The sequence below is a fragment of the Sneathiella sp. genome (assembly GCF_047631475.1).
Taxonomy (GTDB): domain Bacteria; phylum Pseudomonadota; class Alphaproteobacteria; order Sneathiellales; family Sneathiellaceae; genus Sneathiella.
Genome location: NZ_JBLHZT010000014.1, coordinates 23422 through 49207, shown reverse-complemented (window position 1 = coordinate 49207; position 25786 = coordinate 23422). Strand labels below are relative to the sequence as shown.

The following is a 25786-nucleotide window of genomic DNA, read 5'->3' as shown; positions in this document are numbered from 1 at the left end:
GCCGTCCTTTAAAGGGACGGGCTTTTCAGGCTTTCCAATTCATCCGAGGCAATCATCCATTGCTCTTCAGCAGCCTCTAGATCGCTTTTCAACTTCCCGATTTTTTCAGCCAACTCGGCCTGGTAGTCTGCGCCCTTGTCGTAAGTTTCAGGGGCCGCCAACAGGGTTTCAAATTTTTGAATATCTTGTTCTAGTTTTTGAACAACTTTCTCTAACCGATTGACTTCTTTCTTCTTTGGGGCAAGTGCTGCCCGTGCATTGGCGCGCGCCTGTCGGGCTTCTTTGTTGCTTAGCTTAGGCGCAGTGGGCTGTTGCTGGATGGAGCCGGGAGGCGCCATTTTTTTGCCTGATGCCGCCGCACGAGCCTGATCGAGTACATATTTTTTATACTCTTCCATGTCGCCTTCATAGGGCGCGACACCGCCGTCACCGACCAACCAGAGACGGTCAGCCACCAAACTCACCAAATGAGGATCGTGACTGATAAGAAGCACGGCACCGTCAAATTCGTTCAGGCCCTGAACCAAAGCTTCACGCGCATCAACATCCAGATGGTTTGTCGGCTCGTCGAGGATCAGAATATGTGGTTTTTCGATAGAAAGCAGACAGAAGTTAAGACGGGCTTTTTCACCACCGGACAATTGCGCAACAGCTACATCGGATTTGTCTCTTGAAAAACCGAACTTGCCTAGTTTTGCACGAACCTTTGGTTCCGTGGCGTTGGGCATGATGTCAGCAAGATGCTGATACGCTGACTCGTCGGGGCGCATTTCGTCCAGTTGGTGCTGGGCAAAGAAACCGATTTTAAGTTTGTTGGACTTTTGCAATTGACCAGACTGTGTTTTAAGACGGCCGGCGATAAGCTTGGCAAAGGTGGACTTACCGTTTCCATTTGATCCCAACAGGGCGATACGGTCGTCCATATCAATTCGCAGGTTCAGGTTTCTTAAAACAGGTTTGTCAGCCGTATATCCGACCTGACAATCTTCCATCGCCAGTATTGGCGAGGACAGCGGATCAGGTGAGGAAAAATCAAAGCTAACCGTATATTCTTCCATTACCGAGGCAATGGGCTTCATTTTTTCGAGCATTTTTACACGGCTTTGTGCCTGTTTGGCTTTCGATGCCTTCGCCCGGAAACGATCAACAAAAGATTGCAGATGCTTTCTTTGTGCTTCCTGTTTTTTGGCCATTCCAGCAGCCAAAGCAAGTTTCTCGGCCCGTGTTTTTTCAAAGAAGTCGTAGTTGCCCGAATATTTATGAAGCTTCAGCTCCTCCAGATGCACAATGGTTTCTGCCACGTTGTTCAGCAGATCACGGTCATGACTGATAATAATCAATGTGCGTTGGTAGGAGCGTAGAAAATTCTCAAGCCACAAAGTGGCTTCGAGATCCAGATAGTTGCTCGGCTCGTCAAGCAGTAGTAGATCAGGTTCCGCAAAAAGTGTTCCGGCGAGGGCAACCCTCGTCCGCCAACCGCCAGAGTAGGACGCGCAAGAGCGTTGCTGGGCTTCGTGATCGAAACCAAGACCGGCCAGAATTTTGGCAGCCCGGCTTTCAGCTGTGTGCGCGTTGATGTCCGCAAGGCGCGTGTGAATTTCGGCGATCCGTTCCGGATCCGTTGCTGTTTCGGCTTCTTCCAGCAGGGACTTTCGTTCCAGATCTGCATCGAGAACAGTCTGCAGCAGGCTTTCCGGACCAGAAGGGGCTTCCTGGGGCAAAATGCCCAGCCGTGCGCCGTTCCGCAGGCGAATGTCGCCGCTGTCATGGTGGAGTTCCCCGGTGATCAGCTTGAACAAAGTGGATTTACCTGTCCCGTTGCGACCAACAAGGCCAACCTTGTGTCCGAGGGGAATATGGATGGATGCCTCTTCAAGCAGAGTTCTGCCGGCAATTCGGAATGTAATATCTTGGATCTGTAACATGGGAGGGTATCTATCAGGCTTTATAGGATCAGAACAGGAAAATAGCCGCCTATTAGTGAAAAAAACCGTAAATCAGTTGCAGGGCGCGGCTAGTCCCGCTATAAGGCGCGCAATAACGAATTTTTCCCAACATAACCAGAGTGATCACAATGGCTATTGAACGTACATTTTCTATCGTAAAACCAGATGCAACCCGCCGTAACCTGACAGGTGCTGTTTGTGCCAAGCTGGAAGAAGCTGGCCTGCGCATCGTCGCGCAGAAGCGTATTCAGATGACCCGCGAAAATGCAGAAACTTTTTATGCAGTTCATAAAGAACGCCCTTTCTTCGGCGAACTTGTTGATTTCATGATTTCCGGTCCTGTTGTTGTGCAGGTTCTGGAAGGTGAAAACGCGATTGCTAAAAACCGCGAAGTTATGGGTGCAACAAACCCAGCTGACGCTGCAGAAGGTACAATCCGTAAAGAGTTTGCAGAAAGCATCGAAGCAAACTCTGTACATGGTTCAGACAGCGCAGAAAATGCTGCTATCGAAATCGCGTATTTCTTTGCTGGCGCTGAAATCGTTGGCTAATACGGACATCAATCCGAATAAAAAAGGCCCCGGTTCTCGGGGCCTTTTTTTATGGTTCTATGGATCTGTTATTCGCTGATCGTTTTTTCAGCTTCAGAGAATAAGGCAATCGGTTCTGCCGCTTCGCGCGGGTTATCACTATGCTTGCAGTGACCATCGATTTTGGCGCCGGGTTCGATGCTCAAAGATGAATTAATAACATCGCCCCGAACACTGGCTGAGCTGGAAATTGTTACACTGTTGCCCTTGATGCCGCCATCGACCTTTCCGCGTATTAATATCTCACCCGCATCGATTTCACCTGTCACATGAGCGGTTTCCCCAATGCAAAGGGTTTCCGCTGAAATATCGCCTGTGACAATGCCATCGACCTGCAATTCACCATCGCAATTCAGGTTTCCCTCAATCACAAGACCTTTCGCGATAATGGATGGCATCCCATCCTGTGGCACATTACTTTTACCTTTTTTATCACCGGTTCCTGAAAACATTCGGGTATTCCTTTAAGAATGGACTATTCGGTTTCTTTCGGGGCTGACTGGAAGGCATAGTTTCCTGCTTTAAAAAACTTCGCCGGATCCTGTGGTTTACCGTTATATCGAATTTCGTAATGGACGTGGCGGCCTGTGCTTCTGCCGGTTGACCCCATTTTACCAATTTTTGTTTTGAACTCTATCTGTTCACCACGTTTAACATATATTTTTTTCAAATGTCCGTAGCGGGTTTTAAAGCCCTGTCCATGATCGATCTCGACCATCAAGCCATAGGCACCATCCCGGCCAGCCTTACTGACCACGCCCGGCGCTGTTGAATAGATAGGTGTGTTTTTTGGGCCGCTGATATCCATACCCGCATGGAAGGCCCGTTTCTTGCGAATAGGATCCCGACGCATGCCGAAACTTGATGATACAAATCCAACATCAGTTGGGCGGCTTAAAGGAATATTTTTCATGATGGAGTTCAAAGAGGTCCATTTGGCCAAGCTCAGTTCCATCTTCTGCGCATTGTCATAATAGTCCTGTTCGGCTTTCAAAGCGTTCTTTGCGCCAGACAGGCCGTAGTAGGGGCCGCCTTTTCCTTCAATATTATCCAATGACAGGATATCGTCCGGATCAAGCCCTGTTAGGGTAATGGTTTCTTTCAGGGCATCAATTCCCTGCACAGCCTGTTCATGAACACGGGCGATCAATTCCTTGTTTTCAGTGGAAATTGTATGCAGGCGGGATTCAAGGCTGGCAATTTGCGATTTAAGTTTGCGTTCGGCCGCTTCTTTTTGCCGCTGGCTTTCTTCAAACGCATTTAACCGTTTTTTCGTTGATTGAAGGCGATTGTAAATTTCGTCCTTGCTTGATTGAAACATCTGGAGTTCCCGGTTAAGGGAAGACAGCTTCTTCTGAGCAATCAGTTTGGCTTCGGCAAACTGGTCGCGCTCTTCCGTGGTATGGTAGAGCGCCTTGTTCATCTTTGTGATTTCCAGAGACAGATTTTCGCTGCGCTCATTCGTCATTTTCAGCTTGTCAGTCAACAGACTGATCCGGTTCTCCAGATCGCGCGCATATTGATCCCGGCTATCAAGGTCATGAGCCGTTTGTTTCAGGTTGGCGGCCGCTGTCTGAAGGGTGCTTTCAAGCGTTTGACGTTCCGTCAGAATTTCTTCTAAACGGGCATATTGTTGATCCAGTTCGGTTTTAGTGAGCTGTAGGTTGGATCGAGACAGCAATAAATTGGAAGAAACAGTGCGGACTTTTTCCTGCAATAAATCCAGCTGATTACTTTGAAAAGCAAGTTGGTTGCTTTGTTGAGTATGGCTGACGACCAGCCCGGCAACCAGTGCCAACGAAGAAAAACCCAAGAGAGCCGCAGACATTTGTGCCCGGCTACTGATCTTGAAATGCTTCAAGTGACCTTGAGAACTGATGATGATTTGACGTTCAACAAAAATCCTGCTTATCACAGGTCTAAACTTCATGAAATTCCCCATAGAATTGTCTGGCATAATCCCCTTGCCAAGCCCGCGCCTATTAAACTGATTTTTAGAAAAAATTCAACTCTTCCCCGTCGGATTAATGAATAAGAGGGGAGATGTCATGTCTTGATGTTTTCTTTGAAGGAAAGTGGAATATAGTACTCTGACGGCATGTCGGCCTGTTGCCGTGCTTCCTCATTAAATGGTGGTTTTAAAAGGCCTTTGAAGTTCTTTCGAACTGTTTCCTGCCAGTATTCTTTCGGATCTAAATTAGTTTTGCGACACATAAATTGAAACCACCTGTTGCCTGTCGCCACATGGCCGATCTCTTCTTCCAGGATAATTTGGAGGATATCGGCACTTTCCATATCGCCTATTTTGGCGAATCGCTTAATCATGCCCGGTGTTACATCGAGGCCTCTGGCTTCCAGAACCATGGGGACAACCGCAAGTCTGGCAGAGACATCGTTCCGGGTGGTGAATGCGGCTTCCCACAACCCATCATGGGCGGGAAAATCACCGTAGCAGTAACCAAGTTGTTCAACACGATCGGACAAAAGGCCGAAATGCTTCCCTTCTTCGTCCGCGACACGCACCCAATCGTCATAAAAGGCTCGCGGGAACTTCTCCCCGGTAAAACGGGCAATCATATCCCACGCAAGATCAATGGCGTTTAATTCAATATGCAAAACGGCGTGCAGTAGGGTCGCCCTTGCTTCTGCGGATTGCCCGCGGCGTCGGGGCATTTCTGTTGGGGAGATAAGCACGGGCCGGGCAGGTCTTGCTGGACGGTCGGGGATGGCGGAAGGTTCACCAATCGGCATTTGTGGGTTAGCACGCCAAGCTTCTGCCGCCCGGCGGCTTAACCCTGCTTTCTTAGCTGCATCAGCGGTTTTTAGAACCTCTAGTGCCAGATCACATAATGTTGTCATGATCGGCAAACTTAAAGTTCTTTTGCGGCGTCCAGCACAGCCTCGACATGTCCTTTGACTTTAACTTTACGCCAGATTTTTTGAACGGTTCCTTCGGCGCTAATAAGAAAGGTAGCCCGTTCAATACCCATATATTTTCGGCCATACATATTCTTTTCGACCCAAACCCCAAAGGCGTCGCAGGTTTCACCGTCTTCATCGCTTGCCAGAACAACCGATAGGTCATGTTTGGCGCGGAATTTCTCGTGCTTTGCAATAGGATCTTTAGAGACGCCGATGATTTTTACATCCAGAGCGGAGAATTCTTCAGCGAGTTCGGTAAAGCCTTTTGCTTCTGTTGTGCAGCCCGGTGTGTCATCCTTGGGATAAAAGTACAAAACATATTTTTGTCCTTTCAGCGCTTCTGATGAAAGAGTGCCTTCAGTATCGGTTGGCATACTGAATTGGGGGACCGGTGTACCTTCTTCTGTCATTCTTGCCTCATCATTTGAACGGTGTGCTGTTTCTCACTTAGCAGTGACACGCTGCATATACAAGGGCACCCGTATCATGGTTTGGAAACGGATGGCAAAATAAACAAAAAAAGCCCGCTCTGTACCAGGCGGGCTTTTTGATTAGGGGCGCGCGTTTTAGACGGCGCGAACATCTTTCAGGAAGTTATCAATTTCTCCCTGGAATTCTGTTGTCACATCTTCAAGATTTGCCGCTGTTTGTTCGACCGATACTGAGATTTCACGGGTATCAGTGGCGTTGTTCTTGATGGTACTTACGCTGCTGGCAACATTCTGCGCCGCATCTGCAGCCTGTTGAACGCTACCGGAAATCTCGTTCGTTGCGGCAGACTGTTCTTCCATGGCGGCCGAAATCTCTGTGGAAATATTGCTCACGCTATCCACAATCTCACTGATTTCACCTAACACAGCTACGACCAGATTTGTTGCGTTCTGCATTTCGTGGATCTGACCGCTGATTTCCTCTGTTGCTTTTGAGGTCTGTGTCGCAAGGGATTTAACCTCGCTGGCAACAACGGCAAATCCTTTACCGGCTTCACCTGCTCTTGCCGCCTCAATCGTTGCGTTCAAGGCCAGCAGGTTGGTCTGGTTGGCGATATCCTGAATAAGATCAACAACGGTTTCAATTTTCTGTCCTGCTTCGGACAGGTCCTTGGCATAGTTGGTACCGCGATGTGTGTCGTCGACTGCCTGTTTCGTTACAGTATTCGATTTCTGAATCTGTCGGCTGATTTCCAGAATAGATGCGCTTAACTCTTCTGTTGCAGACGCTACAGAATTCACGTTTCCGCTCATCATGTTTGAACGGCTATTCACAGTCTCGGCAAGGCTGCCGCTTTCTTCAGACTGACGTTTCATTTCAGAGGACGCATTTTTCATCTGAGAAGAGGACGAAATCAGTGTTTCCATTGCTTTCGACACTTTTGCATCGAAATTCTGAATGATATCGTTCATCCGGCTGGTTTTTTCGGTCTGCTGTTTTAAGGCTCGCTCTTGTTTTTCAGCTTCCTCTTTTTGTTGTTCAGCTTCACGCTCACGCTGTTTTTCTTCAGCCCGCTGCTGTTCCAGTTTCGCTTTCTCGTTGGCTTCGGTCAGGCGAATATTCTCCACGGCGTTATTGCGGAAAACCTCCAAAGCTTTGGCCATGTTCCCGATTTCGTCTTCTCGGTTTAACCCAAATACTTCGGTTTCCAGATCCCCTCCTGAAATCGTTTTCATGGTACCACCGACAGCTGACAGCAGGGACCGAAGGCCTTGCGCAATTAATCCGGTGACAATCACCATTAGAAGTCCGGCGATCCCGATTGCACCAAAAAGGGCATAAGTGATGGTCTCTGCTGTCGATTGTGTTTCAAGGCGTTTTAGAGCTGCATATTCATTGAGAGAGGCTTCTAGAGCCTTGACGCTCTCTTGAGTGTTGTCAGAGATCCCTTCAAGATTTGAGATCTGTTCGCGCAATGTTATCCAGCCAGCTGCCATTGTATCAAATTTTTGTTTGTAGGTGGACATCGCATCAATGAGTTTCTGTTTCTCATCAGCCGAAAATGACGTTGCAGCCAGTTGTGCCTGGAATTCTTCAAATCGCGTTGCAATGCGGCCGACATATTTGGGATCAAAACGAAGAAGGAAGTCTTTTTCATGACGGCGCATCATCAGCATTGTCACGGTTAGAGTTTCGCTATTGGATTCTTTCAGCAAATCTTCGATGCTCCGAACTGCGTTTCTCGCTTCTCCTTGAAGTCCGCTTTTTTCATCCAAGCCAACCCGTTGGAACGTCGAGACCGTTTCATTAAAAGCCTTATCGTAAGTTTCAATATTGTGCTTGATACCGGAAATCTGATTTGCATTGTCCGTATCAGACAGGCGCGTTTCGAGAGTTCCCAATATTGCCTTGATATTGCTTATGGTTTGAGTGTGAACCTCTGCATCCTTTAAGTCCTTATGCAGGATGAAATTTTTCTCTTCTGTGCGGGCCTCTAACATTTGCCGACCCAAATCCTTTGTCAGGCTGAGGTTTTCTTGAACGCCCAGATAGTCTTGTTGATTTTCAACATTCTTGCTTGTTCCAATGAAGAAGATGGAGCCAATAGCAATAAGACCAGCCAAGGTAATTATCAATGGCAGAAACAATTGATTTCTAAGTGAAAGATTTTTAAACACAGCGGTTCACCCAATTTAATACATTCTAATATTAGTCTATTTAGACTATTAGAAATTAAGAAAACCTTTAAATTTTACATAATTCTTGGTAACAGAGAGAAATCTCTTTTTACTGGCAGGTTTCAACCAGTAATACACGTTTAATGTGGAGTTGTTTGGCAAGTCTAGGAAAGAAATCAACATTCCGGAATCTTTTGGACTTTGGTTTTTGTTCTTTTCCTTCTAAAAGAAACATCAAATAAAATTATATATTTATAAGCAATACTACCATTAGGAGATTTTGCAGATTTTTAGTGGGGTAAAGTCAGATTTTCCTACTGTGATTTTAGTAGTCTCGAGAACAGGGCTGTGATCGACACCTGTTTTTCCACTACCGTTTCACATAAGTCTTTAAAATCATGGCAATTGACGGCTGTCGCCAGCGCTGTTTTCAAGGGACTGGGTATTGCGTCTGTTACAATCCGATCTTTTAGGGAAAGGCGGATTAGACCCTGAAGGTTAAGGTAAAACTTCATGGTATCGCTCAGAGTTTGAGCATCTTCTTGGTTCAGGATTTTGGCGTTCCTAAACGCCTCGATACTCTCCATTGTATTGGGTGAAAGTACTTCCGGGTGGTTATGTCCATGCACGAGTTTCAGGAACTGGCAAATGAATTCCAGATCCATAATACCTCCAGGATGGTGTTTTAGAGCCCAGACCGGTTTGTTCGAATGCTCTTTATGAAGTCTGTCCTGCATTGTTTTCACATCGTGTGAAATCTGCACAGGGTCGCGCGGCGACGATAGTATTTTCATTAAAGCGGCATCCGCTTTTTCAATACACTCCCAATCCCCAGCAACAGCTCGAGCGCGGGTTAAGGCTAAATGCTCCCAGGTCCAGGCATCCTGTTCATAATATTTCTCGAACCCTTCGAGGCTGAGGGCGAGGGGGCCAGACTTCCCGTGGGGGCGCAGGCGCATATCGACCTCGTAGAGCACTCCTTCGCCAGTGAGCGCACTTAAACTGTTGATTAATCGCTGGCTTAACCGGGTGTAGAATAAACCAGCGGGAATTGGCTTCTTGCCATCTGTCATTGTTGTTTCGCCGGGCGCATCAAATACAAAGATCAAGTCCGCGTCAGAGCGCGGGGTCATTTCCCTGCTACCGAGCTTCCCTGCCGCTATGACTGCAAAACTCCCATTTGGGACGGTTCCGTGTTTTAATTCCAGCTCCTGTTCGACACGCGGCAACAGACTTGCAAGGACCACTTCGGCAAGGCGTGTGAGCGCGGCGCCTGCGGCAACCGTTGCGCCAAGATTACTGCCATGTTCGATATTATGAAGGATCTGCACACCCACCCGGAATTTCAGATCATTGAGCCACCGCCGAGAAAAGTCCAGGATGTCCTGAAAATCCCGGGCTGTCGACAGCATTAATTCCAGATCTTGCTGTAAATCATATTTGTCCGGGATCGGGTCCATGAAATCAGAGGATATTACCCCATCTAACAGCAATGGATTATGGGCCAGCCGGTCCGCCAGGTCTGGCGCCATTCCCATGATCTTGGCGACGAGTTTCAGCAGGCTTGGATGGGCACTGAACAGGGAAAAAAGCTGTACGCCCGATGGCAGTTTCTTCAGGAATGAATCAAATCGTAGAAATGCGGCATCTGGATTGGCGTTGTCGGCTAAATCATCCAGAATGGTCGGCACCAGTTTTGTCAGTAACTGTTGCGCCCGCACTGTTCTGGTGCAGCGGTAGCGGCCGTGATGCCATTCGCGGATGAGCTGATTAACTCTTTGCGGTTCTTCATATCCAAGACTGTTTAGCGAGGCCAATGTTTCCGGGTCGTCGTCTGATCCGGTAAAAACGAGTCGCAAGCTTGGCCCGTCAGTACCTTCTTCAAATTTAAACAGATTGTCGTAATGGGATTTGACGGTTTGCAACGTTGTCTTCAACATGTCTCGAAATTCATCGGGATTATCATATCCCATGAAAACACCCAGTTTGTTCAGGCTTTTTGAGTCAGCGGGTAGTAATTGCGTTTGTTCGTCATGGATCATCTGCAGGCGATGTTCCAGCGTCCTTAAAAAGACATAGGCATTTTGAAGATCTTCTTTAATGGTGCCGGTTATTTTCCCGGCATCTGTAAGATCCTGGAGTGTTACCATTGTTGACGGCGAACGAAGGGCGGGGTTTCTACCCCCTTCAATCAGCTGTTGAGTCTGACAAAAGAACTCGATCTCCCGAATGCCGCCTCGGCCGATTTTAATATTATGGCCATCCAGTGATATGTCTGCGAAGCCTTTATGAGCATGGATCTGTGACTTGATCGCCTGAATGTCGGCGATGGCAGCAAAATCCAGAAATTTGCGCCAAACAAAGGGTTTTAAAAACTCGATAAATTCTTCACCCGCATGGATATCACCGGCAATAGGTCTGGCCTTGATCATGGCGGCCCGTTCCCAATTCTGCCCCTGACTTTCGTAATAAGTATGTGCGGCGGCAAGGGACAGGGCAATCGGTGTCGCGCCCGGATCGGGGCGCAGGCGCAGATCCGTTCTAAAGACATATCCATCGGCTGTGCGTTCCTGCATCATTTTGATGAGGTTGCGGGCCATGCGGACCATGCAGTCGCCTAAGGACTTTCGGCCCGTATAGTTCAGCAAATCACTGTCAAACAGAACGATCAGGTCGATATCGCTTGAATAGTTCAGTTCCCAGGCACCGAGTTTTCCCATGCCCAGGACGATCAGGCCGGATCCCAGACAGGGGGTTTCTGGATGGGGCAGAAGGAGATCGCCTTTATCATGGGCGTTGCGTAATTGTTGGGAAAAGCAGGCATCTACCGCATAGCTGGCAAAATCTGCGAGTGTTCTGGTGATTTTCTCCAACGGCCAAACAGATGAAATGTCAGTAATGGCGGTCAGCAATGCGATTTGTTTTTTCGCGTTGCGCAAGATTGACATGACCTGTTCCATGCTGCTTGTCGGAGACAGGGTTTCTTCAAGTTTATCGTAAAACCGATCAAGTGTGTCGTCCGGCCCATCCGTCAGGATTTCGATGAAAAATTGAGGATCCGAGAGCAGGCAATGGGACAAATAGGGGCTGTTTCCAAAAATTGCAGCCAACAATGATTGAACGGCCTTTATTTCGCCATATTTTCGGACAAACTCTTCAATACTAGAATTGGTTTTTATTTTGTCCGACCAATTGTCCATTCCAACTTTTAGATATTCTTCATTACCCGGGTTAGGAAGGGACATAAATTCCTGAATGAGTTTCAGTTTTTCCGTGTCAGGCATGTTCTTTACGCTCGAAATCAGTCATAGTATTTGGAATATGGCGTTGATAGCATTATCCCGTCTTGGTGAACCCTATTTGTGAATAACACGTTTTGATTAAAGCATCTGCAAAAATACTTACCCGAACTTTTTTAAGCGTGCTTGTTCTTTTAGCGCTGGCGGTCTTTCTGCTGGTCGGTGCATTAAGCTATGGGCCCGTATCGTTTTCTTTCGCAGCGCCCTATATCAACCAGCTGCTGGTCAGTCAGTATCCGGATATGGAATTTGGGTTCAGTGACTTACAGTTATTATGGGACAGTGAAGATAAAGATCTGGTCTTCGGTGTGAATAATGTTTCGATCAAACGCGACGATGAGCCGATAGCTCAAATCCCTGCGGTTACGGTGACTTTTAGCGGTGAGGCGCTGGTAAAAGGGCGGATTGCCCCTTCAGGTCTTGAATTTTCGGGCCTGAAAGTCTTGCTGACCCGCGAAGAAAGCGGCGCCATTCGGCTCGGATACAGTTATGATGAAGAACGATCCAACCAAGCGGTTTCAATAGATCAGCAGGATCAGGCTTCGCTGTTGGTGATCCATGATCTGCTCAATAGTCTGGGAACACGAAAATCGTCTTCCGATTTAACAGCCTATCTGGAACGCCTGGAGATTTATCAATCCGGGTTATTTATTGAAGATGAAAAGCTTAATAAACTGTGGCGCGTTACATCCGCCAATATGGTTATCTGGCGGACGGAAGAAGGTCTAACGGGAAGACTGCAGGGCAATGCTCATATCGGGGATGAAAGTATCAACCTGATCGCCAACGCCGCGTATTCCAGAGATCGGTTCACAACAGTTGTGAATACGCGTATTACGGATTTCCCGCCGGCTATCCTGGCTAAGGAAATTCCCGACCTGGACATCTTGAAGGGTATTTCGCTGCCGGTGAGCGGTGACATCAACATATCCTTTGATCCAGCGTTTACCCCCCAGCAGGTCGGCTTCAAACTCGAAACAGGCGAGGGCCAGGTCGATATTCCCAGCCTGTATACGGTCCCCCTGAATATTCAATCTGTTCGAGCCGAAGGCCATACGGCGGCCCCCTTTGATGCGATCAATCTTAATTCGGTGATTATCGAAGCAAAAGGGCGGGGCCCAACGATCACAATGAGCGGGTCTTTTGTAAACGATGCTGAAAATGGATTAGGGATGTCTATTGAGGGGTCATTACCGAAGCTGTATGCCGACGATCTGCCTGTCTATTGGCCATATTCAGCAGCAGTAGATGCCTATAAATGGGTGACAGCAAAAATCAAGGACGGGATCGTTCATAACACGACATTTCGAATGGATTTGCCTGCCGGTGCCATGAAAAAAGGTGTTATTCCGGACGGGGCAATCGAGTTGAAGTTTTCGTTCGAAAAAGCAAGCGCGGATTATTTTGCTCCGTTGCCGAAGGTCACCGATGTCTCGGGGAATGTGGTTCTGACCGAAAAACAAATTCACATCACGGACCTGTCTGGAAAACTGCTGGATATGGAGTTACCAAAAGGCAACGTCCTGATCTACGATTTCGAAAAGAAAAACCAGATTGCGGATATACGGTTACAGGTGAAAGGCCAGAACAAAAGCATCTTTGCATTTCTGGATCGGAAGCCATTGGAGCTCGTGACAGATTATGGAATTGTTCCCGATAAGATGCAGGGAGAAGGCGTCGTTGATGCCCGTTTTGTCTTTCCTTTGCTGGATAATCTGACACTGGAAAAAGTGGTCTATGAAGCGTCAGGCAGTTTTAAAGACGCGTATATTCCGAATGTCTTTCAGGACATTAATCTGGGCGATGGTGATCTGGACGTCACTGTATCAACAGAGGAAATCAATGTATCCGGCCCCGCCAAATTGAACGGCAACCCGGCTCAAATTCTTTTTCAGGCCTATTTGCGCGGAAAGAAAAAAGGCGTGCGTCGCTACGAGGTTCAGGCGAAACTGGACGAAACAGCCCGTAAATCACTGGGAGCCGATCTGGATTTTATAAAAGGGTCTGCCGGTGCTTCTTTAGGGGTGGATGTTCAGCCATCGGGCAAGGCGACAGGGGTTGTCACACTCAACCTTCTTGAAACCGATATTTCCTTTGACGCGTTGCATATTCACAAGCCTATTGGTGTCACGGGTCTGTTGGGACTTCAGTTTGCAACAGACGGGACGGGGAAAACGGATCTTTCCAATGTCCGCTTATCCGCAGATCAACTTGAACTTGTTGGAAAAGGATCGTTTGACCAGGATGGATTAAGCTCGTTTGCTGTGGACAGACTGATTGTCGGTGAAAGCGACCTTGCGCTTGATGTAAATCGTGTCGCCGCAAATAAATATGCTTTGAATGTGTCTGGGCCAGTGCTGGATTTGCGTCCTTTCGTTTTGAAAGAGAAGGTTGCGGAAACAGACGTTATCTCAGAAAAAATTGAGGATGTCGCGGATGAGAACGCCCTGATTTGGAATAGCAATATAAAAATTGGAACGGCCTTATTGGCGGGCGGCGTAGCATTAAAAAATCTGTCGGGGCAATTATCGGCTAAAAATGATGTGATCCAGAAGGGTGACATTACGGCCAGATTTACGGACGAATTTGGAATTTCATTTGCTTTACGAGAGAACAAAAACGGGCGGCAGTTTGAATTTCAGTCTGATCATGCAGGCTTGTTATTGCGTGGACTGGATGTCTATGACAATGCCCGTGATGGGACTCTCTCGGTTTCCGGTATGATCAATGATACGGAAGAAAACAGCCGCACCACCGGCGTTATGTCGATGAAAGAGGTTCGTATCGTTAAGGCCCCTGTTTTGGGTAAAATACTGACCCTTGGCTCGCTTGGTGGAATTGTTGAACTTTTGCAAAATGACGGTATGACATTTACGACAGTAGAAGGACCTTTCGTCTTTCAGGACGATGTGCTGTCAACAAAGGATTTTCGTGCAGTTGGATCGATCGGTATTACCTTTACGGGGAGCATTGATCAGAACGAGAAGACAATCGACGGCTTTGGGACAGTTATTCCGTCTTACACATTAAATTCAATTTTGGGGAATATTCCAATCCTTGGGCGCTTGCTGGTCGGCCGTGAAGGCGAAGGAATATTTGGCTTTTCCTATAAGGTCAAGGGAGGGTCGGATAATCCTGATATCAGTGTGAACCCTGTGTCAGCGCTTGCCCCGGGAATTTTGCGCAGAATGTTCTTTGAGCCTTGGGGAAAAGACGCGGAGGCACCGACAGTGGTTACGCCAGAAGGTCAGGAAATCCGCGAAGATGAAGGGAAGCCTTAAGCTTCCCTTCCTTCCGTCGATCAGGCAGGCAAAATCAAATGATGCCGTTTTTTACCCGCAGACAATTTGATCCGACCTGTTTCATTGACGTCGGCTGACGTCAGTATCCGTTTTTCGTCCGCGACTTTTTCGTCATTGACCCGTGCACCGCCACCTTTAATCAGTTTACGTGCCTCTGAGCTGGACTGGGAAAGGCCAACGCGGTTAAACAGCGCAAAGGCTGGAATACCTTCGTCGAGTTCCGAAGTCGGAATTTCTGTCGTTGGCAAACTTTCCGCTGTTTCGCCCATTTCAAATGTCTGACGGGCTGTCTCGGCTGCGGCAAGGGCTGCTTCCTCCCCATGGGCAAGCTTCGTGCATTCTCCTGCCAGAATTTTCTTGGCATCGTTTAGTTCAGCGCCCTCGAGCGCTTCAAGTCGAGCGATTTCATCCAGCGGCAATTCGGTGAACAGGCGCAGAAAACGACCAACATCGGCGTCTTCTGTGTTTCTCCAATATTGCCAGTAGTCATACGCAGAGAGCATATCTTCGTTTAGCCAGATCGCCCCGGACGCCGTTTTTCCCATCTTCGCCCCGGAGGACGTAGTCAGAAGCGGCGTCGTCAAACCATAGAGATTAAAGTTATTGGTTCTGCGTCCAAGTTCGGTGCCATTGATAATGTTACCCCATTGGTCAGAGCCACCAATTTGCAGCATGCAATCGAACCGTTTTTTAAGTTCTACAAAATCGTAGGCCTGGAGGATCATATAATTGAATTCAAGAAAACTCAGAGATTGTTCCCGATCCAGACGGATTTTGACACTCTCAAAGCTGAGCATGCGATTGACTGAAAAGTGACGGCCATACTCTCGCAGAAACGGAATATATTCGAGCTTGGCAAGCCAGTCGTCATTATTGACCATAACGGCATCAGTCGGTCCGTCGCCGAAGGTAATGAACTTCTCAAAGACTTTTTTGATGCCGTTCATATTTTCCTGAATGCCCGCGTCATCGATCAGTGGCCGGCTTTCATCGCGGAAAGACGGGTCCCCAATTTTTGTGGTGCCACCGCCCATAAGGACAATCGGTTTATGCCCCATTTTCTGCATAAGACGCAGAATCATGATCTGCATCAGGCTACCAACGTGGAGACTGCGGGCCGTACAGTCAAAGCCGATATACGCTGTCACCGTCTTTTCATTAAAGGCAGTGTCCAATGCCTCCAGATCGGTACATTGGTGCATGTATCCACGTTCCTGGAAACTTTTCATGAAATTTGAGCGTAGGTCGGTCATATGACTATTTTACAAATGTTGTTGAAAGGATCTGACCTGTAGCACATTATTCTGTATCTTTCCAAGTATTGGTTTTTGCGGGCAATATTCCTTATGACTAATCGACAAGAAGAAGCAATATGGGCCGTAGGGTTGATGAGTGGCACCTCTATGGATGGGGTTGACGCGGCAATGATCCGGACGGATGGTCATACGGTATTTGAAGTGGGCCCCACCCAATCTGTTTCCTACGAACCTGATTTTGCACAGCAGTTTAAACGCTGGCTTGGCAAAAAGAACGCACCAGACTCAATCGTTGATCATTTCACAAGGTTAAATGCTGAGGCGGTGGACGCCGTTGTAAAAAAATCGGGCATACAAGCATCCGACATCGGTGTTGTTGGCTTCCACGGACAAACCTTGTTTCATGATGCGCCAAACGGGATCACCGTGCAGGTTGGAAATGGTCAGTTGCTTGCTGATCTTACTGGTATCAATGTAGTTACCGATTTTCGTACAAATGATGTTAAATCAGGCGGCGAAGGCGCTCCTTTCGCGCCGCTTTACCATCGGGCATTGGCGGCAGATCTGACCCTTCCGGTTATGGTTCTCAATTTGGGAGGCGTTGCGAATGTCAGCTATGTTGGCACCGATATATTGCTCGCATTTGATACGGGCCCGGCCAGTGCACTGATTGATGACTGGGTGCAATTGAAAGGGGGCGGCCTGTTCGATGAGGATGGCAAAATCGCAGCCCGCGGAACAGTGGATCAAATCGCACTTGCAGGGTTGATGGACAATCCATACTTTGACAAGCCAGCACCGAAAAGCCTCGATCGCAACGATTTTTCAATGACACTAATTGAGAGCCTCTCTATAGAGGATGGGGCCGCGACGCTCACTGAATTTACAGTTCAAACAATTGCCAAGGCGCTGGACCACTGCCCAACCGCGCCAAACCGCTGGTTGGTGACCGGGGGTGGGCGGAAGAACAAAACCATGATGGATGGTATCGCCAGATTGGTTGGCGCGGCTGTGGAACCCGTGGAGACTGTTGGTTGGAATGGGGATGAGCTGGAGGCAGAGGCATTTGCCTTTTTGGCGGTGCGAAGCCTGAGAGGCCTTCCGTTAAGCTTGCCGACGACGACCGGCGTTCCAACACCGACAACGGGTGGTCGGCTTTTTCAGATCAGGCGGGACCGTCAAGCTGGATAGCGGCTTGGCTTGTTTTAGGGCCTTTTATTGACGTTCCACCATAGGGGTTCCCTTTATTTGGGCGAAAACCTGCCCTCCGATCCTAAATCCGAATTTTTTCGCTGATCTTGCAGAAATACGGGCGATTAACTGTATGTCTTCGCAATCTTTAAGATGCAGGAAGATGGTTACACGTCCGTTTCCAATTTCCATAATCTGGTGGATCTGTACTTCGAGAATGTTCAGAATGGTTGTTTCGGATGGATAGTCAGGGGCCAGACTGACATCCCCTGCCGAAATACGGATCCGGTGGGTCTGCCCAGAGCGGCCAATCTGTCCGGGAAGGAATAGGCTTTGAGTGCCGATTTTAAATTCTGTAAGAGCGTCTTCCTGAATGAAATGAACCAGGTCGGCTTGCACAATTGTTGCAGGGTTCTCTTCTGAGGCAAAGGGCAGGGATGGATTGCACAATACATCCATTAAAGGACCTGTGGTGACGACCTTACCCGCCTCCATCAAAACCATATGATCGGCAAGACGTTCAATTTCAGCAATGTCATGGCTTACCAGAATAATGGGGATTGAAAGGGCTTCTTTCATTGTTTCGATATACGGGATGATGTTGTTCTTTGACTGTTTATCCAATGCGGATAAGGGTTCATCCATCAGCAAGATATCAGGATGTGTCAAAAGGGCCCGTCCAATAGCAACCCGTTGTTTTTCACCGCCCGAAAGAGACACTGTTGATCGGTCCAACAGCAGCTCAAGCCCCATTAAGGCGATGATCTCTTCCAGATTAACTGAATGACCATTTCTCGATGCTCGTTTCATCCCGTAAGTCAGGTTTTTGTGGACCGTCAGATGAGGGAAAAGAGCGCCATCCTGAAATACATAGCCGACCGACCGTTTATGGGGGGGCGTGAATTGCCCCGATGCATTCCATACATGACCGTTTAGAGAAAAGTGACTGTCCGGCATATCCATGAGCCCTGCCATCCAGCGCAAGACAGAGGTTTTACCGCATCCTGAGGGGCCAAACAAAGCCGTTATCCCATGCCCGGGTAGAGTGGCTTCAAAATCCAGACGGAATTGTCCAACCTCTCCCTTAACGCGGGCGTCGATGGAACCGCTCATTGTTCTCTCCTCAGCCGTTTTTCAAGCATCATCATGAAAAGGATAACAAGGAAAGAAAAGACTAGCATTCCGGCGGAAATGATGTGGGCCTGATCCCATTCCAAGGCTTCAACATGATCGTAAATGGCAATTGAAAGAACCCGTGTTTCGCCGGGAATGTTACCACCGATCATGAGTACAACGCCAAATTCTCCAACGGTATGGGCAAATCCCAATATGGCGCCGGTCAGCAGGCCAGGGCGGGCCATTGGCAAGGCAATTGAAAAAAATGCGTCCAGGGGCGATGCCCGCAGCGTTGCGGCCGCCTCCATCGTGCGTTCGCTTATCGCGTCAAATGCATTGCGTACCGGTTGAACAACAAAAGGCAGCGAATAAAGGATCGACCCAATCACCAGTCCTTCAAAGGTGAAGGGGAGGGTTTTGCCAAACAGGGTTTCAAAGAATTGCCCAACGGGGCTATCCGGACTAAGCAAGAGAAGTAGATAAAAACCAAGGACGGTGGGCGGCAGAACAAGCGGTACGGCAACAAGTGCGCTAACACCTTCTTTCCACCAGACGGTACTGCGGGATAACCACCAAGCCAGTGGTGTTCCCAGAAGCAGCAGGAAAAACGTTGTCAAACTTGCCAGTTTCACCGTAAGCCAAATGGTCTCAATCATCGACAGCCACGCAATCCTTCGCTTCTAATTTTCGCTCTTCAGATCAGTACCATACCCATACTGCTGGATAATGTCCTGACTTGTTTTAGATTTCAGAAATTCGAAAAATGACCGTGCCACCGGATTGGTCCTCCCTTTGTCCAGTAAGGCCGCATCCTGTTTTATCGGGTTGTAATATTCGGTCGGAACGATCCACCGGGAGCCGTTATTCAGATGAATAACCTGGGAAAGCGCAATAAAGCCAGCCGTTGCATTGCGGGTCGCAACAAATTGAAAGGTTTGGCTTATATTTTCGCCCATTACAAGACGGCCTGCTAGCGCTGCCGTTAGTCCAAGATTCTCAATCGTTTCAAAAGCGGCCCGGCCATAGGGGGCTGTGTTTGGGTTGGCAACAGCAAGCCTTTTCAGGGTGTGATCGGTTAATGAGGCCGCGGGATCCTTCTGGATAAAAGATGGGTCAGCACTAAACAGCGATAATTTTCCAATCGCATAGGTAAAGCGGTCATTGGCTGATGTCTGGTTTTTATCGATTAACTGATCGATCGCATTTTGGTCTGCTGACAGGAAAACCTGAAAGGGCGCGCCGTTGATGATCTGGGCGTAAAACTTCCCTGTGGATCCAAAGCTTAAGGTGACCTTCTGACCGGTACTTTGTTCAAAGGCCGCGGCAATTTTCTTGGCGGGGGCCAGAAAATTTGAAGCAACAGCAACATATAATCTGCCCGTTTGTTCTGCATTTGCCGGAAGAACAGCGCCAACAATCCAAAAAACGGATAGGGCAAACCAAATGAGCCGGGACCCTTTCGTGGCTGAGAATGAGACTGTTTTTTTCATACCCAACCATAAAGCTGCTGAAACGCCGGGAAAAGAAATAAAAAAGCGCCGTATTTATTAAACGGCGCTTTTTGAAGGGAATTAACAGCCTAGTCTTCTTCAGCGCCGTTTAATCGCATGTCCAGATAGCCATCCACAGATTCCATCAGATTAGGCAGCGTTTTTTCAAAGAAGTGATCAGCGCCTTCTACTTCATCGTGATGAATGGTGATGCCCTTTTGAGACTGCAGTTTTTCAACAAGTTTCAACACATCCTTTTGCGGGACCTGCATATCGCGGGTACCATGAATGATAATTCCGGAAGACGGGCAAGGTGCGAGGAATGAGAAATCATACATGTTCGCGGGCGGAGCAATCGAGATAAAGCCTTCAATCTCGGGACGCCGCATCAAAAGCTGCATGCCAATCCACGCGCCAAATGAAAATCCCGCAATCCAAACTGCCGGGGCATTTGGGTTATGTGTCTGCATCCAGTCGAGGGCTGCTGCGGCATCAGATAGTTCACCAATTCCCTGATCGTAGTCCCCCTGACTGCGTCCAACACCGCGGAAGTTAAAACGCAGTACTGAAAAGCCCCGGTTTTTGAACGTTGTAAACTGGTGATAAACAACCTTGTTGTTCATCGTTCCACCAAACTGCGGGTGAGGATGAAGGATCAAGGCGAGAGGAGCATTTGGCTCATCTGAATGGTGATATCGGCCTTCGAGGCGGCCTTCTGGTCCGTTAAAAATTACGTCAGGCATCTAAAGTCCAGGTTCCTTTGGTCCGACAAAATACTGTGCGGACGACTGTTTATGGTGTGATGAGGGTCAACAAAGTCCTGAAATTGAACCGCAAAAGACTGCCGGTCTCCTTGACGAAACAGGCATTTGCTTATATTTCAATTTATGTCAGGTGCTTTTGTCGCGTCTCATCCGTTCCGTCATAAAGGCGGCACAATACAGAAGGAAGTAGCAAATGTTCAAGCATATTAGCGAAGATCTTGCTGGTATTATGGAAAGAGACCCGGCCGCTCGCTCTAAATTTGAGGTGGCGCTGCTCTATTCTGGCTTTCATTCGGTGCTGTTTCACCGTGTTGCTCACTGGCTCTGGAAACGGAACTGGAAGATCCTTGCTCGCCTCATTTCGCAAGTGAGTCGCTTCCTGACAAATATTGAAATTCATCCAGGCGCGACGATCGGTAAGAAACTGTTTATTGATCATGGTTCCGGGGTCGTGATTGGCGAAACTGCTGAGATTGGTGACGGTGTTACGCTTTACCAAAGTGTAACATTGGGGGGTGTTTCTCCTTCTGTTGATTCTGACTCGCAACGTAATGTAAAACGGCATCCGACCCTTTGCGACAACGTAATTGTCGGATCCGGCGCTCAGGTTTTGGGACCGATAACAGTAGGGCGTTGTGCCCGTGTCGGTGCGGCCTCGGTTGTGACGAAAGATGTTCCCGAATGTGTGACCGTGGTGGGGTCTCCCGCCCGGGCAGTTACGGGCCGAAAACACTCTGGACCAGATGAGAGATTCGCAGCTTACGGTATTGGGAATGATGAATTGCCCGATCCGGTTTTCAAAATTCTGGATGGGCTGCTGGATAAAGTTCAGTCTTTGTCGATGCGCGTCAATGAACTTGAGTCTGAATTGGATCAGGAGCGAAATGCCCCGGTCTTGTTAGCTGAAGATCTGGATATCAAGATCGAAGAGGATCTTAAACCGGATCAGGATGTTAAAGGCTGACATTCTCTGGATAAATAAAATCCGCGCCATTAATGCCTTGCCGATCCTATCGGCAGGGCATATTTTCTTGCCATGAAAAAAACAGTCTATCTGGATTATAACGCGACGGCTCCCATCCGCTCGGACGTGATTACGTGTGTGTCTTCGGTGATGGCCGAATGGGGCAATCCCTCCTCGGTCCATGCGGCTGGCAGAAAGGCGAGGGGACGTGTGGAAACGGCCCGCCGTCAGGTCGCCCATTTAGTGGGATGCAAGCCTCAGGAAGTGATATTCACATCCGGTGGCACCGAAGCCAATAATCTGGCATTGAAAGGGTTTCCTGCCCATCAATGGATGGTGAGTCGGGCCGAACACGACTCTGTATTGGCCATGGTGGCGGACTATGATGTCCTTCTGGTGGATCTGGAGCCCTCTGGCAAACTTGATCTTCAGGATTTGAAAGAGAAATTAACGGCGGCCAACGGTCCCGTACTTGTTTCTGTCATGTATGCGAATAATGAAACGGGTATCCTGCAACCCCTCCCTGAAATTGTCGAACTTGTTCATGAATTCGGTGGCATTGTTCATACCGATGCCATTCAGGCCGCTGGGAAAATCCCGATTGATTTTAAAGCGGTAGGGGCTGACATGATGTCCTTGTCCGCTCACAAGATCGGGGGGCCTCAAGGGCAGGGCGCATTAATCGTTCGGGAGGGTTTGGCCATTAAATCCGTGCAAAAAGGTGGTGGTCAGGAACTTGGGCGTCGGGGAGGGACGGAAAATGTGGCCGGGATTGCCGGTTTTGGCGTGGCGACAGACTTGGCCCTGCAAGAGCTTTCCGGCCTGAGCGAAATTCGCAAATTACGAGATGAAATGGAAAAAAGCATTTGCGATGCGGTGCCGGATGTCCGTATTTATGGTGCAGACCAATCAAGGCTTCCCAATACAAGCTGCCTGTCAATGCCGGGGGTTTCGGCGCAGTTGCAGGTTATGAATTTTGATTTAGAAGGGTTCGCGGTAAGCGCCGGATCAGCTTGTTCAAGCGGAAAAGTAAAGGCGAGTCACGTGCTGAGGGCAATGGGTGCAACGGAAGCGGAGGCTGATCAGGCGATCCGAATTAGTCTGGGACGCTTGACGAAACGCGCTGAGATAGACACATTCATAGAAACTTGGAAAAAAATCTACCGGTCCAAGTCAAAGTAGAAACTAGATGGAGTAAGGCACCAAATGCCGAAAATGACATTTGTAAAACCTAATGGTGATCGGCTGGAAGTGGAGGCGCCATTGGGTGTCTCTATTCTGGAAATTGCTCAGCAAAACGGGCTTGATCTGGAAGGGGCCTGTGAAGGCAGCCTTGCTTGTTCCACATGCCATATCATTGTGGATGCCGAAGACTTTGACCGTTTGATGGATGCAACGGAAGATGAAGAAGATATGCTGGACCTTGCCTATGGTTTAACAGCGACTTCACGTTTGGGATGTCAGATTTTAATGTCTGAAGAGTTGGATGGCCTTATTGTCAGCTTGCCAACCAAATCAAACAATATGATGCTTTAATGTCCTTCTTCGCAAGATTACGAGACGATAACGCTGATATCTGGTCGCGTTATGTTGGTCATCCGTTTGTTCAGGCGTTGCAGGATGGTACCCTGCCGAAACCGGCTTTCGAATATTATCTGAAACAGGATTATCTTTTCTTGATCCAGTTTGCCAAGGCTTATGCTTTGGCGGCGTATAAATCAGAAACGCTGGATCAAATGAAGGCAGCCACTGCGACAGTTTCTGCGCTTATCGATACCGAAATGGCCCTGCATATCGAATATTGCGCGCGATGGGGCATTTGTGAAAAAGAGATGCAGGAGATTGCCGAAGATCCGCAGAATATGGCCTATACACGCTATGTTCTAGAAAAAGGTCATTCTGGCGATATTCTTGATTTATATGTTGCCCTGTCCCCCTGTGTCATCGGGTATGGTGAAATTGGTAAGCTTTTGGGCCAAAGTGCGCGAACAAAACGCGAGGGAAACCCCTATCTTCCCTGGATAGAAATGTACGCTGGAGACGACTATCAGGCGGTCTCCAGATCCGCAATTGATCAACTGGATGATTTAGCTGAAGAACGGCTTACACCGGCCCGTTACGCCAGTTTGAGCAAGACCTTTGCCGAAGCGACCCGCTTGGAAGTTGGCTTCTGGCAAATGGGGCTGGATGTTTTGAAGGGTTAATAAAGCGCGCCTTCCAATTCCCATAAAACAGGGTAATCATCCGTAAAGGCTGAATGGGTTACAAGTTGCTTTCCGTCCCAATGGTGCAGGAGCATTTCTGGCGGCTCCGCCGTTGTGGCAAGTCGTTCTTCGTCACTTAAGTGAAGAAGAACCCGATGGGAAGTTGAGGGGCAAACCTGCGCCATGACTCCATGAAACATACTTTGAATGGGGCGGTGGATGTGACCACAGAATATGCGCATCACCTGCGGGTGATTTTCAAGAACCCGCCCAAATTTTTCAGCCTCGTTTAATCCCATGCGATCCATCGTGACGATCCCTGTTTTAAAAGGTGGGTGGTGCATGAAGATTACTGTCGGTATGTCCGGCTTTTCCGAAAGGGTTTTTTCAAGCCAGTCAAGCCGCTGCGCGCAAAGAAGTCCGTTGGGACAATTTTCAATGTTGGTGTCCAGCATCAACATTCGAAGGCCCTGTTTTTCAACCGAATACTGAATAAAATTGTCATCCGAAAGATAAGGCTCAGAACCGAAAGACGAGAGAAAATTTTCACGATTGTCGTGATTTCCAATCCCTAAAAATATAGGAATATCAGTCTTTTGCAGTACTTTTTTAAGGATCTTGTACTCGTCCATCTGACCGCAGTTTATCAGATCACCTGTTAAGAATATGGCGTCTGGTTTTGGATCTAACCGGTTAATGGCTTCAATAGCGGTTTCCAATCGCTTTTTAGTTTGATACAATTGCTCAAAATCACATTCAGGTACTGAAATATGCGGGTCACTGATCTGTACAATAATCATCAGGCATTGCTTTCACGGATGAGCGATAACATGTCGCGTTTGCGGACGAATTTGCGTCTGGGCGAGGGGCCCGCTGCAGATTCTTTCTCCGCCATATCAATTTTTTGCCAGTCTTCGAAAGAGACTGTTTGGATTTTGTTTTCGCGGACATAGTCATCAAGACCTTTCGGTCCGGGTTTGGAAGAACCTGTGTCGTCGCATCGATCTTCGAGAATACGATCTACAACAGCCTGACTATCCAGGCGATTTGTGCCTATTGTACCAGAAGGGCCGCGCTTTGCCCAGCCGACCACATAAAGCCCGTCATCAACACGCCCTTCTGTATTCTTGATTTTCCCATGCTCGATCGTTAATCCGTCCAGCATCGTCATTTCATATCCGATGCAAGTCACCAGAAGGTCACATGGATATTCAACATATTCACCAGTCCCAACGGATTTCCCGTCTTTGATGACGTTTTTTTCCAGTCGGACGGCTTCAATTTTATCGTCCCCAAGGATTGCTACCGGAGACAGGAAAAAATCCAGTGATAGTTTCCGGTCGTTCGCTGCGGGAACATTTTTTGAGTATTCTCTTAAGAGATCCAGATTGGTATTAACGACCTTATCGGTCTTCTTATCGCCTGTGCTAAAATGTTCGGGAATGACAGACGCATCGCAATAGGGGATGGCTCCATCCATTTGCTTTAGTTCTGACAGCTCTTTGGATGAAAATTGAGCATGTTCCGGCCCGCGGCGTCCGACAATCCGGATGGTTCGAACCGGACTTGAAAATATATGTTCGCCTGCATGTTCGGCCAGATCCGATTGTGCCATTTCTTTCGGCGTTCTAAGCATTACCCGAGCAACATCCAGAGCTACATTTCCATTGCCAATGACAATGGCGTTCGTAATGTCCAGATGAGGAACCGCGTCCCTGAACTCGGGATGACCATTATACCAGTATACAAAGGTTTGGGCCCCGAAAACACCTTCTAGATCTTCGCCCGGAATACCAAGTGTCCTGTCTTTTGGTGTGCCAACGGCAAGGACAACGACATCGTATAGTTCTCGCAACATGGCGATCGAGATATCATCTCCCAATCCCAGATTTCCAACAAATCTGACATTGTCATTTTCCATGATCTTGTCGTAAGCGCGGGAAACGTTCTTAGTGGTTTGATGATCTGGTGCAACGCCTGCTCTGACCAGACCGTATGGGGTCGCCAGTTTATCAAGAATATCGATTTGGCACCCCGGGCACTTTGAATTCAATGCCCCAGCGGTATACATTCCCGCCGGACCAGATCCTACGATTGCTGCTTTTAAACCACCAGCCATTTTCCTCCCCCAGA

21 protein-coding genes are annotated in these 25786 nt (G+C 48.3%); 7 read left to right on the top strand and 14 right to left on the bottom strand.

Features of this window, described 5'->3' with window-relative positions; translation table 11 throughout:
- Positions 1-8: 8 nt before the first annotated feature.
- On the bottom strand, positions 9-1925 hold the full coding sequence (locus ACJAYR_RS07955; protein WP_415236108.1) for an ABC-F family ATP-binding cassette domain-containing protein: 1917 nt from the start codon (positions 1923-1925) through the stop codon (positions 9-11).
- Between the two features lie 149 nt (positions 1926-2074).
- Here ACJAYR_RS07955 and ndk point away from each other — a divergent pair, with 149 nt between their 5' ends.
- Positions 2075-2497: a nucleoside-diphosphate kinase gene (ndk, locus tag ACJAYR_RS07950; RefSeq protein ID WP_169544962.1), complete on the top strand. Its 423-nt coding sequence runs from the start codon at positions 2075-2077 to the stop codon at positions 2495-2497.
- A gap of 68 nt (positions 2498-2565) precedes the next feature.
- Here ndk and ACJAYR_RS07945 read toward each other — a convergent pair whose 3' ends face one another.
- From ACJAYR_RS07945 to ACJAYR_RS07920, 6 genes are all read right to left on the bottom strand, one after another.
- Positions 2566-2988 carry a bactofilin family protein gene (locus tag ACJAYR_RS07945; protein ID WP_169544963.1) on the bottom strand — a complete coding sequence of 141 codons (423 nt, stop codon included), beginning with the start codon at positions 2986-2988 and terminating at the stop codon, positions 2566-2568.
- 23 nt (positions 2989-3011) lie between these two features.
- Positions 3012-4466: a peptidoglycan DD-metalloendopeptidase family protein gene (locus tag ACJAYR_RS07940; protein ID WP_415236107.1), complete on the bottom strand. Its 1455-nt coding sequence runs from the start codon at positions 4464-4466 to the stop codon at positions 3012-3014.
- A gap of 116 nt (positions 4467-4582) precedes the next feature.
- On the bottom strand, positions 4583-5395 hold the full coding sequence (locus ACJAYR_RS07935; protein ID WP_415236106.1) for a ferritin-like domain-containing protein: 813 nt from the start codon (positions 5393-5395) through the stop codon (positions 4583-4585).
- A gap of 11 nt (positions 5396-5406) precedes the next feature.
- Positions 5407-5868, bottom strand: coding sequence for a thioredoxin-dependent thiol peroxidase (gene bcp / locus ACJAYR_RS07930; protein ID WP_415236105.1), 462 nt, complete (start codon positions 5866-5868; stop codon positions 5407-5409).
- 156 nt (positions 5869-6024) lie between these two features.
- Complete coding sequence (locus ACJAYR_RS07925) at positions 6025-8067, bottom strand: methyl-accepting chemotaxis protein (RefSeq protein WP_415236104.1); 2043 nt, start codon at positions 8065-8067, stop codon at positions 6025-6027.
- A 314-nt stretch (positions 8068-8381) separates the two neighbouring features.
- Positions 8382-11351 carry a bifunctional [glutamine synthetase] adenylyltransferase/[glutamine synthetase]-adenylyl-L-tyrosine phosphorylase gene (locus tag ACJAYR_RS07920; protein WP_415236103.1) on the bottom strand — a complete coding sequence of 990 codons (2970 nt, stop codon included), beginning with the start codon at positions 11349-11351 and terminating at the stop codon, positions 8382-8384.
- Between the two features lie 92 nt (positions 11352-11443).
- Here ACJAYR_RS07920 and ACJAYR_RS07915 point away from each other — a divergent pair, with 92 nt between their 5' ends.
- Positions 11444-14647 carry an AsmA-like C-terminal domain-containing protein gene (locus ACJAYR_RS07915; protein ID WP_415236102.1) on the top strand — a complete coding sequence of 1068 codons (3204 nt, stop codon included), beginning with the start codon at positions 11444-11446 and terminating at the stop codon, positions 14645-14647.
- 20 nt (positions 14648-14667) lie between these two features.
- Here ACJAYR_RS07915 and tyrS read toward each other — a convergent pair whose 3' ends face one another.
- Positions 14668-15921 carry a tyrosine--tRNA ligase gene (tyrS, locus tag ACJAYR_RS07910; RefSeq protein WP_415236101.1) on the bottom strand — a complete coding sequence of 418 codons (1254 nt, stop codon included), beginning with the start codon at positions 15919-15921 and terminating at the stop codon, positions 14668-14670.
- Positions 15922-16014: 93 nt separating this feature from the next.
- On the opposite strand from tyrS, the gene ACJAYR_RS07905 reads away from it, so the two are divergent.
- Positions 16015-17115, top strand: coding sequence for an anhydro-N-acetylmuramic acid kinase (locus ACJAYR_RS07905; protein ID WP_415236100.1), 1101 nt, complete (start codon positions 16015-16017; stop codon positions 17113-17115).
- A 24-nt stretch (positions 17116-17139) separates the two neighbouring features.
- Here the strand turns inward: ACJAYR_RS07905 and modC are convergent, their stop codons facing one another.
- The 4 genes from modC to ACJAYR_RS07885 form a co-directional block, all read right to left on the bottom strand.
- Positions 17140-18228 (bottom strand): molybdenum ABC transporter ATP-binding protein, encoded by a 1089-nt coding sequence (modC, locus tag ACJAYR_RS07900; protein ID WP_415236099.1) that lies wholly within the window; start codon positions 18226-18228, stop codon positions 17140-17142.
- A complete protein-coding gene (gene modB, locus ACJAYR_RS07895; protein ID WP_415236098.1) occupies positions 18225-18887 on the bottom strand; it encodes a molybdate ABC transporter permease subunit in 663 nt (220 codons plus the stop codon). The genes modC and modB overlap by 4 nt, the downstream gene beginning before the upstream one ends.
- 24 nt (positions 18888-18911) lie before the next feature.
- Complete coding sequence (gene modA, locus ACJAYR_RS07890; RefSeq protein WP_415236097.1) at positions 18912-19721, bottom strand: molybdate ABC transporter substrate-binding protein; 810 nt, start codon at positions 19719-19721, stop codon at positions 18912-18914.
- An 89-nt stretch (positions 19722-19810) separates the two neighbouring features.
- Entirely contained in the window at positions 19811-20464 is a 654-nt protein-coding gene (locus ACJAYR_RS07885; protein ID WP_169544974.1) for an alpha/beta hydrolase, read from the bottom strand.
- A 214-nt stretch (positions 20465-20678) separates the two neighbouring features.
- Here ACJAYR_RS07885 and cysE point away from each other — a divergent pair, with 214 nt between their 5' ends.
- The 4 genes from cysE to tenA all read left to right on the top strand — a co-directional run bounded on the left by cysE (position 20679) and on the right by tenA (position 23653).
- A complete protein-coding gene (gene cysE / locus ACJAYR_RS07880) occupies positions 20679-21449 on the top strand; it encodes a serine O-acetyltransferase (protein ID WP_169544975.1) in 771 nt (256 codons plus the stop codon).
- A gap of 72 nt (positions 21450-21521) precedes the next feature.
- On the top strand, positions 21522-22631 hold the full coding sequence (locus ACJAYR_RS07875; RefSeq protein WP_415236096.1) for a cysteine desulfurase family protein: 1110 nt from the start codon (positions 21522-21524) through the stop codon (positions 22629-22631).
- Positions 22632-22655: 24 nt separating this feature from the next.
- Positions 22656-22985 (top strand): ferredoxin family 2Fe-2S iron-sulfur cluster binding protein, encoded by a 330-nt coding sequence (locus ACJAYR_RS07870; protein WP_415236095.1) that lies wholly within the window; start codon positions 22656-22658, stop codon positions 22983-22985.
- Positions 22985-23653, top strand: a complete 669-nt coding sequence (tenA, locus tag ACJAYR_RS07865; protein WP_415236094.1) for a thiaminase II — start codon at positions 22985-22987, stop codon at positions 23651-23653. The genes ACJAYR_RS07870 and tenA overlap by 1 nt, the downstream gene beginning before the upstream one ends.
- On the opposite strand, the gene ACJAYR_RS07860 is transcribed toward tenA, so the two are convergent.
- Both ACJAYR_RS07860 and ACJAYR_RS07855 read right to left on the bottom strand, forming a co-directional pair.
- Positions 23650-24453 (bottom strand): phosphodiesterase, encoded by an 804-nt coding sequence (locus ACJAYR_RS07860; protein WP_415236093.1) that lies wholly within the window; start codon positions 24451-24453, stop codon positions 23650-23652. The genes tenA and ACJAYR_RS07860 overlap by 4 nt on opposite strands.
- The gene (locus ACJAYR_RS07855; protein ID WP_415236092.1) at positions 24453-25772 is read right to left on the bottom strand and encodes a pyridine nucleotide-disulfide oxidoreductase; all 1320 of its coding nucleotides are present in this window, start codon (positions 25770-25772) and stop codon (positions 24453-24455) included. Before ACJAYR_RS07855 ends, ACJAYR_RS07860 begins: the two co-directional genes overlap by 1 nt.
- Between the last annotated feature and the right edge of the window lie 14 nt (positions 25773-25786).